We start from the raw sequence: 12933 nt of genomic DNA on the forward strand, positions 1-12933 counted from the left end.
AGCTTTATTCAAATCAGTTATGTGGACGATGCTCATACAGTACTTTTTAGCTCATAGGGTAAGGAGGAAGGACATTCTTCGGTAGAGAATGCAAGGTCACCTATAAAAAAAGTATATGGTACGGTGATGTCTCCTTACCGCTATCAATGGAGGCACTCGATTATGCTGTGGGTTAAAACACCTTAGACGTTAGTCGTCAAGAGCGTGATGTGAGGGAGGGTTAAATGCCCGTGTTTATTTGAAGTTTCTGTCTAGAAAGTCTTTTTGAAGGATCTTGTAGACAGGAACTTTATATTAGTTAGTCATTTATTTCCTTCCTTAAATCTTTAGTTAGATATATAGATAAAAATATTAGTTACAAAAAATTGAGAGAGGGGCCTATTATGACGTATCATCAAAGATTGTTTCTATTAATTTTAGTAGATTCCTTAATTGTATTAACCACGATTTTCTTTAGTCGCTTTTTAGTAAGTGCTGATTTCCACGTTATAACATTGCCTATTGTAGCAAGTGCGATGACCTTGCTTCTTAGCCATCATATTTTTTCTTTTATTTATAAGCTATATAAAAAAGCATGGGAGTATGCAAGTATAGGCGAACTACTCATTATTTTGAAAGCAGTTACACTTTCTATTATCACAACAGCAGTAGTACAAAAAATATTACTCCATGATATTTATTTCCGTCTACTTGTTGTTACTTGGATGATCCATGTTTTATTGATCGGAGGATCACGTTTTTTATGGCGAATGTTCCGAGATGCTTATATCCAAAAGGGTGACAATAAAAAACGAACGCTAATTATTGGTGCAGGTTCTGCAGGTACAATGGTTGTACGGCAGTTGTTGAATAATAATGAAACAGAATTACTACCAGTTGCTTTTATTGATGACAATATAAAGAAACACGGACTGGATATACTTGGAATACCAGTGGTCGGGGGAGTGAATCGCATTGAATCTACTGTTCAGAAATTAGGCATCGACAGTATCATCATAGCAATTCCTTCACTTAGTAAGAAAGAATTAAATATGATTTTCCAAGAGTGTTCTAAGACAAAAATGAAAACACAAATTCTTCCGATGTTAGAGGATTTAGTGACTGGAAAGGTTTCAGTAAATGAATTTCGTGATGTTCAGGTAGAAGATTTATTAGGGCGTGAGCCGGTTGAATTAGATATTGAAAGTATTTCAGATTTTATAACTAATAAAGTTATTTTAGTAACTGGTGCAGGTGGCTCAATTGGGTCTGAAATTTGTCGTCAAATCGCACATTTTAACCCAAAACAATTGATTTTATTAGGTCATGGTGAAAATAGTATCTATTCCATTGAAATGGAATTAAAAGAGCTATACAGTGACACCGATATTATCTTTACTACAGAAATTGCTGATGTACAGGATGATATGAAAATGATGTCAGTCATGAGTCAATATCATCCTCAAGTTGTTTATCATGCTGCTGCACATAAGCATGTACCCTTAATGGAACGTAATCCTGAAGAAGCGATAAAAAATAATTTGATCGGGACAACAAACGTAGCAACAGCAGCAAGTTGGCATGGAGTTGAGACGTTTGTAATGATTTCTACAGATAAAGCTGTGAATCCTACGAGTGTAATGGGAGCGACAAAAAGGCTTGCTGAAATGGTAATCCAAAACTTAGACAAAACAAGTAGTACGAAATTTGTGGCTGTACGATTTGGAAATGTATTAGGAAGCCGTGGTAGTGTTATACCACTGTTCAAAAAGCAAATTAAGCAAGGGGGACCAGTGACTGTCACTGATCCAAAAATGATTCGTTACTTTATGACAATTCCAGAAGCATCTAAACTTGTAATACAGGCTGGGGCATTAGCTAAAGGTGGGGAGATATTCATTTTGGATATGGGTGATCCTGTCAAAATAGTGGATCTTGCGAAAAACTTAATTACATTATCAGGACATTCATTAGATGAGATACAAATAAAGTTCACTGGAATGAGACCTGGAGAGAAGCTTTTTGAAGAATTGTTGAAAAAAGAAGAAGTGCATGAGCAACAAATCCATCCTAAAATTTACATAGGTAAAACATCAAATCTTTATATAAAAGAAATTGAAGAAATTATTCAAACATACCCTAATCTTGAGAAATTAGAATTGAGAGAACAGGTATTGGCATTGGCAAATAACCGTATAGCTTCGCAAAATATAGTGTGAATGTCGATTTGAATACGTGCGTTTAGATACGTATTTTACTATTTAGAAAAATGAAGTATGTACAGGTTACAGGCTGGTTAGACAGATTATAACGAGTGTAGGGTGATATATGTGGGAAATAAAGTATTGTTCTGTGCAACAGTAGATATTCATTTTAAAGCATTTCACTTGCCGTATATGAAATGGTTTAAAGAACAGGGATGGGAAGTTCATGTTGCTGCTGCCGGCAACATGGACCTTCCATACGTGGATAAGAAGTATGAACTTTCTATTCAAAGATCCCCTTTGCAGCTCAAGAACATTAAGGCTTATAAAGAGTTGAAAGCTATCATTGATAAAAATGGATATAAAATTATTCATTGCCATACACCAATGGGGGGAGCCCTTACACGTTTGGCAGCAAGACATGCTAGAAAATATGGAACAAAGGTTTTATATACTGCTCACGGATTCCACTTTTGTAAAGGTGCCCCGCTAATAAATTGGTTATTATATTATCCTATTGAAAAAGTAATGGCAAATTACACAGACTGTCTGATCACAATAAATCAAGAGGATTATGATCTGGCTGTTCAGCGGCGTTTCAAAGCAGTTGAAATTGAACAAGTACACGGAGTGGGAGTAGACACAGAATACTTTAAACCAACTGATGAGATTCAAAAGCTTTGTCTGAGGAGTGAGATGGGATATAAGCCCACTGATTTCTTGATGTTCTATGCGGCTGAGTTTAATAAAAATAAAAATCAACAATTTTTGATTCGATCATTGGCTTTAATAAAGGATAGTGTCCCAAACGCAAGGCTTCTATTGGCTGGAAACGGTCCCTCACTAGAGGATTGTAAAGATCTGGCTAAACAAATTGGCGTATTTGAAATGGTGGACTTCCTTGGTTATCGGAATGATATCTCGAAAATTTTATCCGCCTGCGATATTGCGGTTGCATCGAGTCTTCGCGAAGGTCTACCGGTTAATATTATGGAGGCCATGGCTTGTGGGTTACCGATAATTGCAAGTGAGAACAGAGGACATTTGGAACTTGTAGAAGATAAAGTAAATGGCTATATCATTTCCAATCAAGATGCTCAAATGTTTGGTTTAAGAGTACTAGAGATGAACAAATCAAAAGACTTACTTGTAAAAATGGGTATTGAAAGCAAAAAGAAAATGCATAAATATTCGATTATTCAAGTTGAATCTGAATTGAGTTCTATTTATGGGAAATACATTCTGGAGGAAACAGATGAAACCGAAAATCAGTATAATAGTTCCTGTCTATAATGTTGAAACTTTATTAGGAAGGTGTTTAAACAGCCTAACGTCACAAACACTCGAAGATATCGAAATCATTATGGTAAACGATGGCTCAACAGATAAGAGTGCAGGTATACTTAATGAGTACGCAAAGAAAGATAAAAGAATTATAGTGATTGAAAAAGAAAACGGTGGTGTTTCTTCAGCAAGAAATGCAGGTATTCAAATCGCGAGCGGAGAATATATTGGGTTTGTTGATCCGGATGATTGGATAGACATGGACATGTATGAAACCTTGTATCAGGAAGCAGTTCAAGGTAAGGCAGACGTTGTTATGTGTACATATACTCGTGAATTTGGAAGTCATTCAAAAGAGAAGAAATTTGATCTTCCTGAAAAAGTTTGTTATGAAGGTGAAGAAATTAAAGTAAATGTAATGAGACGTTTAATCGGTCCTATAGATGAAGAAATAGGAAATCCAGAATTCTTAGATGCTTGGGGAACTGTTTGGTCAAAGCTTTATCGCTCTGAGGTTATTAAAGAAAACGCGATTCAGTTTGTGGATTTAAGTTTTATTGGTACAAATGAGGACTCGTTATTTAATATACAGACATTTTATTATATTGATAAATTTGTTTTTTTAAATAAGCCTTTTTATCATTACTGGAAAACAAATGCAGCTTCCGTCACGTCTAATTACAAACCGGAATTGATGAACCAATGGTTTAACCTTTATGACATAATTGAGCAATTTTTAGAAGATAAGCAGCTATCAGGAAATTTTCGATTAGCCTTAAATAATCGTATTTGTCTTAATACGCTCGGACTTGGCTTAAATACAATGAGTAAAAGTAATGGCATATCTCCATTAACGAAATTTAACAGATTAAGTAAAATACTAAATGATAATCGGATAAGGCGTTCTTTTAAACAATTAGAGATGAATCACTTCCCTATTGTTTGGAAGGCGTTTTACTTTTGCGTAAAATATAGGTTTACCGCAGGGTATTATTTTATGTTAGTGGCAATAGATTCACTCAGAAAGATGATGAGATAGGAGTGGTACTCTTGAAACCTATTCGTATACTTCAAGTAGTTACCGTCATGAATCGCGGCGGGCTTGAAACTATGTTGATGAATTATTATCGAAGAATAGATCGTAGTAAGATTCAATTTGATTTTATGGTACATAGAACAGATAAGGGACATTATGATGATGAAATAATGAAGCTTGGTGGGAAGATTTATCGAATGCCACAGATACGACCTGGAAATTATCGCCGTTATTTTAAATTACTCAAAGAGTTCTTTGCTACTAATCCTGAATATAAAGTAGTACATTCCCATATCAATGAGAACAGTAGTTTTGTATTAAGAGCAGCGAAAAATGCAGGTGTTCCATGCCGTATTGCGCATAGTCATTTAAGTGATTTAGGTATTGATATAAAACTTCCTTTTCGACTATATGCAAGATTTATGATGAAAGACAATCCGACTGCATATTTTGCATGTTCGAAAAAAGCAGGAGAATGGTTGTTTGGAAAGAAACAGACAAATTCTAATGAAGTAACGGTTCTAAATAACGCAGTGAATGTTGAAGAATTTAAATATAATGAAAGTAAAAGAAATAAAGTAAGAGAAGAAATTGGGGCAAATGATAATACGTTAGTTATAGGGCATGTAGGAAGATTTAATAAGCAAAAGAATCATGAATTCTTAATAGATATTTTCCATGCTGTACATAAAAAGAACCCAGAATCCATACTGACTCTCATAGGAGAGGGTACCCTACGTGCAAGCATTGAAAAAAAAGTCGCTGACTTAGGATTGTCTTCTAAAGTCAGATTTCTAGGAACTAGAACCGATATCCCGCAATTGATGCAAGGATTTGATATTTTTCTTTTTCCTTCGCTTTTTGAAGGCTTGCCAGTTGTACTAGTGGAAGCACAGGCTGCAGGTTTAAATTGTGTGGTGTCTGATGCAATTACTAGTGAATCTAACTTGACTGACCGAATGAAATTTATGAGCTTAAAGAGTTCAACGGAATTATGGGCAGATTATATTCTTTCCTCACCATTGGAGCATGAGGATACAACAAATGTAATGCAAAATAGTGGCTATGATACGGCTACTATGGCAAACTGGTTGACAGATTACTATTATGCACATGCCTATAAATAATAAAAATTTGATGCAGGAGGGTTTGCAATGACGCCACTCTTAACCGTTTTTACGCCTACATATAATCGTGCATATACCCTTCATTTATGTTATGAAAGTTTAAAGAGGCAAAAATGTAAAGATTTTATTTGGTTAATTATTGATGATGGCTCTAATGATAACACAAAGGAACTTATTGATACTTGGATTGTAGAAGATGTCGTTCCCATTCGTTATCATTACCAAGAAAATCAAGGTATGCATGGAGCACACAATACCGCTTATGAATTAATTGATACAGAATTAAATGTGTGTATAGACTCGGATGATTATATGGCTGAAGATGCTGTTGAAAAGATTGCTTCATTTTGGAAGGCACATGGAAGTAAGAAGTGTGCTGGAATAGTCGGGTTGGATGCGAAACAGAATGGAGAAATTATTGGAACTAAAATGCCATCTAATATTAAATCTTCCACACTGTCAGGTTTGTATGGTCTTCATGGGGTCAGAGGCGATAAGAAACTAGTTTATCGTTCGGAATTGACAAGAAATTCTTTGCCATATCCTATATTTTCAGGAGAAAAGTACTGTCCGCTCAGTTATAAGTATATTTTAATTGATCAACAATGTCCTTTACTTATTATGAATGAAGTCTTATGCCATGTGGAATATTTAGATGATGGTTCGAGTATGAACATGATTAAACAATATAAGAAAAATCCGCGTGGGTTTTTATTCTTTAGAAAGGTTGCTATGCAGTATGCTCCTTCTTTTAAGGAGAGATTTCGAGAATCCATACATTATGTATCTAGTAATCTGATGATTAGAAATTATGCTTTTCTTAAAGAATCACCATGTAAGGGTACTACTTTCCTGGCGATACCTTTCGGGATTCTTCTCTATCTTTATATACAGAATACAAGTAATAAAACCGTTTCAAAGCGTCATTAAGAAGCTGAAGGTATACCGGTAATTGTTGTGTAAGCTTGCAATAATTGGCTAATGAATCTGTTAATATATTTATGTGTAAATATATCTATTTTCTTCAGTGCTTTTGCATGTCTAAGTTACTTGCTTGTTTGCTGTGTGGAAGGAGTTAAGGAATGACTATATTATGGATAAACCTTTTTGTAGTTTACATTTTATCTTTTTTTTCAAGATATTCTGCAAAGAGCATGAGCAATGGGATCGTTCCAGTTCAACCAAATAAAATGCTTAGTTTCTTGGCAATGGCATCGCTTGTTATTGTATCGGGACTTAGAAATAATATTGGTGATACTTATTTTTACATGTATTCCTATGCCCACAATGAATTCAGTTGGAGCAATATTGATTTCTCAGGGGATTTTGGGTTTGATCTTTTACAGATGTTTCTGCAACACTTCTCAAAAGATCCGCAGATAATGGTATTTTTTGTCGCCTTAGTGACAAATGTATTAATTGTAATAACTCTTTATAAATACTCCCGGATGCTTGAATTAGCCTTATTTGTATATATTACAGGTGGAATGTATTTAGTATCCATGAATGGAATCAGGCAGTTTTTAGCAGCATCTATTGTCTTTCTGGCCACAAAATATATTTTTAATGGAAATTGGAAAAAATATATTTTAATTGTACTTTTAGCAGCTATGATTCATAAGTCAGCGCTTGTTTTAATCCCAATCTATTTTTTGGTTAGGAGAAAGGCTTGGGCATGGGATACGTACGTATTGCTGTTCTTCTCGGTCATTATAGTAATTGGGTTTAACCAATTCTCATCAGCTTTGTTCTCGGCATTAGAATCAACTCAGTATGGACACTACAAGGACTTTGCAGAGGGAGGAGCAAATGTATTACGTGTTGCAGTTAGTGCTGTGCCAATAGTTCTTGCATATCTTGGAAAAGAAAAATTAAGAGAAGTCTTTCCGAAAAGTGATTACATTGTAAACATGTCTTTAATTGGTTTAGTGTTCATGATTATTTCAACGCAAAATTGGATATTTGCAAGATTCACCATTTATTTCAGTTTATATCAATTAATTTTAATTTCATGGATTGTTGTATTATTTTCTAAAAAGGATAGGAATTTCGTATATTACGGACTTTTATTGTGTTATCTCATTTATTATTTTTACGAGAGTGTAATAAGTTTAGGCATCATTTATACAAGTAAATATCTATCTTTATAGATTTTTCAGTAACACTACTTCTAAGTATAAATTTAAGCATATCGGGGGGAGCGTGTATCAATTGGAGAACGTGAGGAAAATTCCATCAACCATACATTATTGTTGGTTTGGCGGTAGAGAGAAACCTGAGATTGTACAAAAATGCATAGATAGCTGGAAGAAGAACCTCCCAGAATATGAAATTATTGAGTGGAATGAAAATAATTTTGACATAGAATGTAACTTATATGTCAAAGAAGCCTATGATTCGAAAAAATTTGCATTTGTAAGTGATTATGTAAGGGTATATGTTCTTTATAAGTTTGGAGGTATTTATTTAGATACCGATGTAGAGGTATTCAAACCTTTTGATAATATGCTCCATCATGATTCATTTTGGGGATTTGAACAAGAAAATTACATAGCGACAAGTACTATAGGAGCTATGAAAGGAAATAAGTTGATTAAAATGTTTTTGGATTCATATGAAGGAAAAGGATTCATCAAAGAGGATGGAAAACATGATGATTTAACCAATGTGGCGATTGTAACTAATATACTAAAAAATGCAGGATTGAAATTAAATGGAGAATATCAAGAAATAAGCGGTATGGGAGCTTTTTATCCACAAACTTATTTTTCTCCATATGATTATATCAATTGCAGAAAATTTATAACTGAAAATACATATGCAATGCATCATTTTTATAAAAGTTGGTTGCCTCCTAAAGTAAGAATCAAGAGTAATATAAAATTGATTTTAGCGAAAACCATAGGTGGAAATAACATTGCTAGGCTAAGAAAATATGTGATGGGAAAAGAAGCTTTTAAGGAGAATACACATGATTAAGGTATTCAAGAAAATAGTTCAAACGATAGTTGCAGAAAGCCGTAATAGAGGACTGTATTTTACTATACTAATGAATATCTCGCATGTAATTGGTGCATTAAGAGGTGCCTTCTATAAGGTAATATATTTTCGTAATATAAAGTGTTCAATTTTTTTTCTTCAAGCAAATAGCAAGATTGAGATTTTCAATAAGCGTTCAAAAGTCAATGTTGGAAAGTTTGTATTTGTAAGAAAGAATGCCAGCATTAGACTGGATTTTGACGGAGTATTAGATATAGAAGAAAAAGTATTTATTAATGATAACTGTAATATCAACTGTGTAAATAGAATATCGATTGGAAGAAGTACAAAAATAGGGCCAAATGTGAGTATTAATGACCACGATCATAATTATAAAAACCCTGCAGATAGCCATCTGGTAAAAGGTGAGGTAAAGATAGGGAAGAATGTTTGGATTGGTTCTAATGTAGTTATATTGAAGGATACTGTTATAGGCGATAATACAGTAATAGCCGCCGGAAGCGTTGTAAAAGGGCATATTCCTTCTAATACGTTATTTGTGAATAAAAGAGAGAATATGTGTATTGATCGCACTAGTTTAAGCAGCTAATAAAAAGTTTATTCCATATGAATTCATATACTGCGATTGCTTTCATTTACTTACATCAAAACAAAACATGAACGTGAGGAAGCGTATGAAAAAAAATGTTTTAATCTCTATCTATGATATGGAAATTGGTGGAGTAGAAAGAAGCTTAATTAATATGCTGGAAAGCTTCGACTATGATACATACAACATAGATTTATTGATATTTAATCATACTGGAGAGTTCTTAAATTTAGTACCTAATAAAGTTAACGTACTACCACAGATAGGTGGATATACCGTCTTTAGGAAGTCAATTGTGCAATGTATACGTGAAGGATATTTTGGGGCAGGAATCACAAGAATAATAAGTAAGTATATGGCAGGGAGAATATCGAAAAAAAGACAGTTAAAGGAAGGTTCGGGATATATTCAGATGCAGCTTGTGTCAAAGTATGCAGCATATTTTTTGCCTAAACAGAAAAAAAAGTATGACTTTGCGATTAGTTACGCATGGCCACATGATCCTTTGGCTGATACTGTAAGTGCTGATAAGAAGATAGCTTGGATTCACACAGATTATAGCACACTAGAAATTGATAATAAAATTGACTTTGCTATGTGGAATAAATTTGATTACATAGCATCTATATCAGATGAATGCACAAAAGCGTTTTTAACTGTATATCCATCGCTAAAAGATAAAATTTTACAAATAGAAAATATTACTTCACCCAAATTTATTCAGAAGATGGCTGAAGATACTGTAAGTTTTAATAAACAAAGTAACAGTGCTTTTAATATTTTATCGGTTGGAAGGTTGTCATATGCGAAAGGGTTTGATGTTGCTATAAAAGCCCTTAAAGCATTACATAATAAGGGGTTAAACAATATAAAATGGTATGTCATAGGATACGGATCGGATGAATCTAATCTTAAGGAATTGATAAAGGAACAACAGTTAGAAGACAGTTTTATACTATTAGGCAAACAAACTAACCCATATCCGTATATGAAGTTATGTGATTTATACGTTCAACCGTCCAGATATGAGGGAAAGGCAGTTACGGTTACGGAAGCTAAAATCCTTGAAAAGCCTATATTGATAACTAATTATCCTACTGCAGCCAGCCAATTGGATGATGGAATTGAGGGCATTATATGTGATTCAAGTGTAGAGGGGTTAGTCGAAGGCATCGAAAATTTATATAGAGATGATGAACTAAGGAAAACATTAATTAATAATTTGCGAGATAGAGATTACAGTAATAACGCTGAGTTGAATAAGCTATATAAAATTATCCCGCATTAACGGGTAGTAAGACCTCCACCTCAAAGTTCGGCGAAAACAAAGGAGTTAGGTGGGGGATCAACTGCCCGTAAAAGCCCGATTCGTTCAACTAATTAAAGTTTCACTTTATAGGCGCCTAAACAATCAATACATCAAGTATAGGAGACAACAATAAAGGTGTATTTATGATGATAGCGTAAGAGATTTCTCGTAAAGGTGTGATTTAGGCATGAGCCAAAAAGTAAGTGTAATAATACCAGTTTATAATGCAGGGAAATATATCACTCGGTGCATAGAGTCACTTTTAAATCAGACACTCCAAGAGTGTGAGTTTATATTTATTAATGATGGCTCGATAGACGATAGCAGAGAAATCATTGAGGGATATAAACAAGTAGATGACAGGATAATACTTATAGATCAAGTAAATCTAGGTGTAAGTATTGCAAGAAATAAGGGCTTACATTTAGCCGCTGGAGAATATGTGGGATTTGTTGATGCTGATGATTGTATAGAAAAGGATATGTATGAAACACTATATAACTCAGTAAAACAAAGTAATTGTGATGTAGTTATATCAAATTTTAAGGGCGAGACGGAAGGGCATAAGGTAATTACAACATATCCATTTCCTATAGATATTGTTCTTGAAAAAGATTATATAGAGCAAGAAGTATTACCTTATTTCCTTAAGGCAGATAATTTAAATACTGTTGTAAATAAGATCTATAGAAATAATTTAATTAAAGAAAATAACGTTAAATTCCCAAGCGGAATTGCATTGGGGGAAGATGGAATGTTTAACGTTGCATTCTTTAGTGGTGCAACTCGTATGAAATATGTAGATTATGTAGGTTACCATTACAAGGAGGTAGCTGGTAGTGCTACCAGAAACATATCCGAAAAAGATTATTTTCAGAGGGCTGTAGAAGTATATACTATGGAATTACCCCAAATATATACTGATAAAATTGATAGAGTAAGAATAAGTAAATTAAGGTCAATAAAGTTTATTAATAGTGTAATGTCCTATATACATGTTTATTTTACACCATCTAAAGATGTAAGTTTCAATAAGCGGTATAAATACGTAAAAAGTATGATACGAAATAAACATGTGAGAGAGGCACTACCTATATATTATAGTGAAATTTATAACAAGCTAGGAAGATATGAGCGGTTAATAATAAATTTAATAAAGAGACAATCAACTGTTGGGCTGTATTGCGTTACAGCTTACAGTAGATTCAGAAATAAATAATAGTGAGGGAGTTTAAGTATGAAAATTATGATGTTTGCCCATGGTGGAAGTCTTAATAGGGGATGTGAGGCTATTGTTCGTTCCTCTACTAATATCATAAAAGAAAAGGTAGATGAAACAAAGATATATTTGGTATCAAGTAAGCCTGAAACAGATAAGATTATAACAAAGTTAGATGGAATATATGATGGTTCTACTAAGAATATAGCGAAGTACTCATACGATTGGTGGATGGCTTTACTTAAAGTAAAATTGTTTAATGATGAATCTTATGCAATAGCTAAAATGGAAGATAATATAATTAAACATATAAAGAATATGGATGTATGTTTATCTATAGGTGGAGATAATTATTGTTACGGGGAACAGCCTGCATTGTATGAAATAAATAAAAAAGTAAAAGCAGCAGGAAAGAAGTTAGTGTTATGGGGATGTTCTATAGGTGAAGAGGATATGTCTGAGAGAAAGTTAGGAGACTTAAAACAGTTTGATTTAATATTAGCTCGTGAAACTCTTACCTATAATATGTTGAAAAACAAGGGACTTAATAACGTTAAATTGTGTGCAGATCCTGCATTTACCATGGAGAAAGAAGAGTTGGAATTACCTAAAGGATGGCAAGATGGCAATACAATAGGTCTTAATTTTAGTCCACTTGTATGGAATAGAAACAAGGATTCACAAGTTGCAGTAAGAGATTTAATTAACCATATACTAGATACTACAGATTCAACAATTGCTCTCACACCGCATGTTATGCAGGATGGGAATAACGATTATGAAGTTCTGTATACATATTATGAGGAATTTAAAAATACAGGTAGGGTAATTATATTACCAAACAATTTAAATGCAATACAATATAAAGGGTATATAGCTAGGATGCGATTCTTTATAGGAGCTAGAACACATGCCACGATAGCGGCTTACTCAAATTGTGTTCCAACTATGGTATTGGGATACAGTATAAAATCGAAGGGAATAGCTAAAGACTTATTTGGAGAAGAGAAATTAGTCTTAAATATAGAAGAAATATCTAATAGTAATAAATTAAAAGCTAAATTCGATGAGATGGTAAGAGAAGAAGATCAATTGAAGAGCAAACTAGAGCAAACTATGCCTAATATTAAAAAAATGTCGTATAAAGCGGTAGAATACTTACAAGAATTAGCTAAGTAAATCGAGG

At 33.6% G+C, this 12933-nt stretch carries 11 protein-coding genes; all 11 read left to right on the forward strand.

Translation table 11 applies throughout. The annotated features are described in order from the left end of the window. Positions 1–383: 383 nt before the first annotated feature. The 11 genes from C568_RS0108070 to C568_RS0108120 all read left to right on the forward strand — a co-directional run bounded on the left by C568_RS0108070 (position 384) and on the right by C568_RS0108120 (position 12926). A complete protein-coding gene (locus C568_RS0108070) occupies positions 384–2198 on the forward strand; it encodes a polysaccharide biosynthesis protein (protein WP_003202117.1) in 1815 nt (604 codons plus the stop codon). Positions 2199–2309: 111 nt separating this feature from the next. After that, complete coding sequence (locus tag C568_RS0108075; protein WP_018781202.1) at positions 2310–3476, forward strand: glycosyltransferase family 4 protein; 1167 nt, start codon at positions 2310–2312, stop codon at positions 3474–3476. Then, positions 3439–4506, forward strand: coding sequence for a glycosyltransferase (locus tag C568_RS0108080; protein ID WP_018781203.1), 1068 nt, complete (start codon positions 3439–3441; stop codon positions 4504–4506). The genes C568_RS0108075 and C568_RS0108080 overlap by 38 nt, the downstream gene beginning before the upstream one ends. Positions 4507–4517: 11 nt before the next feature. Then, complete coding sequence (locus tag C568_RS0108085) at positions 4518–5630, forward strand: glycosyltransferase family 1 protein (RefSeq protein WP_018781204.1); 1113 nt, start codon at positions 4518–4520, stop codon at positions 5628–5630. A 27-nt stretch (positions 5631–5657) separates the two neighbouring features. Continuing rightward, positions 5658–6560, forward strand: coding sequence for a glycosyltransferase family 2 protein (locus C568_RS0108090; protein ID WP_003202126.1), 903 nt, complete (start codon positions 5658–5660; stop codon positions 6558–6560). Between the two features lie 152 nt (positions 6561–6712). Continuing rightward, positions 6713–7780 carry an EpsG family protein gene (locus C568_RS0108095; RefSeq protein ID WP_018764957.1) on the forward strand — a complete coding sequence of 356 codons (1068 nt, stop codon included), beginning with the start codon at positions 6713–6715 and terminating at the stop codon, positions 7778–7780. Between the two features lie 61 nt (positions 7781–7841). Beyond that, entirely contained in the window at positions 7842–8609 is a 768-nt protein-coding gene (locus C568_RS0108100; protein WP_029427060.1) for a glycosyltransferase family 32 protein, read from the forward strand. Continuing rightward, entirely contained in the window at positions 8602–9219 is a 618-nt protein-coding gene (locus tag C568_RS0108105; RefSeq protein WP_018781206.1) for an acyltransferase, read from the forward strand. The genes C568_RS0108100 and C568_RS0108105 overlap by 8 nt, the downstream gene beginning before the upstream one ends. A gap of 85 nt (positions 9220–9304) precedes the next feature. Next, positions 9305–10507, forward strand: a complete 1203-nt coding sequence (locus C568_RS0108110) for a glycosyltransferase (RefSeq protein ID WP_018781207.1) — start codon at positions 9305–9307, stop codon at positions 10505–10507. 208 nt (positions 10508–10715) lie between these two features. Continuing rightward, on the forward strand, positions 10716–11747 hold the full coding sequence (locus C568_RS0108115; protein WP_018781208.1) for a glycosyltransferase: 1032 nt from the start codon (positions 10716–10718) through the stop codon (positions 11745–11747). A gap of 18 nt (positions 11748–11765) precedes the next feature. Continuing rightward, positions 11766–12926, forward strand: a complete 1161-nt coding sequence (locus C568_RS0108120) for a polysaccharide pyruvyl transferase family protein (RefSeq protein ID WP_003202141.1) — start codon at positions 11766–11768, stop codon at positions 12924–12926. The last annotated feature ends 7 nt before the right edge of the window (positions 12927–12933 follow it).

This window comes from Bacillus sp. 95MFCvi2.1 (assembly GCF_000374965.1).
In the GTDB taxonomy this organism is placed as follows: domain Bacteria; phylum Bacillota; class Bacilli; order Bacillales; family Bacillaceae_G; genus Bacillus_A; species Bacillus_A pseudomycoides.

Coding starts and splice junctions, on each gene's coding strand:
- C568_RS0108120 (WP_003202141.1), top strand. CDS start 11,766: ATGAAAATTATGATGTTTGCCCATGGTGGAAGTCTTAATAGGGGATGT.
- C568_RS0108080 (WP_018781203.1), top strand. CDS start 3,439: ATGAAACCGAAAATCAGTATAATAGTTCCTGTCTATAATGTTGAAACT.
- C568_RS0108090 (WP_003202126.1), top strand. CDS start 5,658: ATGACGCCACTCTTAACCGTTTTTACGCCTACATATAATCGTGCATAT.
- C568_RS0108110 (WP_018781207.1), top strand. CDS start 9,305: ATGAAAAAAAATGTTTTAATCTCTATCTATGATATGGAAATTGGTGGA.
- C568_RS0108070 (WP_003202117.1), top strand. CDS start 384: ATGACGTATCATCAAAGATTGTTTCTATTAATTTTAGTAGATTCCTTA.
- C568_RS0108095 (WP_018764957.1), top strand. CDS start 6,713: ATGACTATATTATGGATAAACCTTTTTGTAGTTTACATTTTATCTTTT.
- C568_RS0108105 (WP_018781206.1), top strand. CDS start 8,602: ATGATTAAGGTATTCAAGAAAATAGTTCAAACGATAGTTGCAGAAAGC.
- C568_RS0108115 (WP_018781208.1), top strand. CDS start 10,716: ATGAGCCAAAAAGTAAGTGTAATAATACCAGTTTATAATGCAGGGAAA.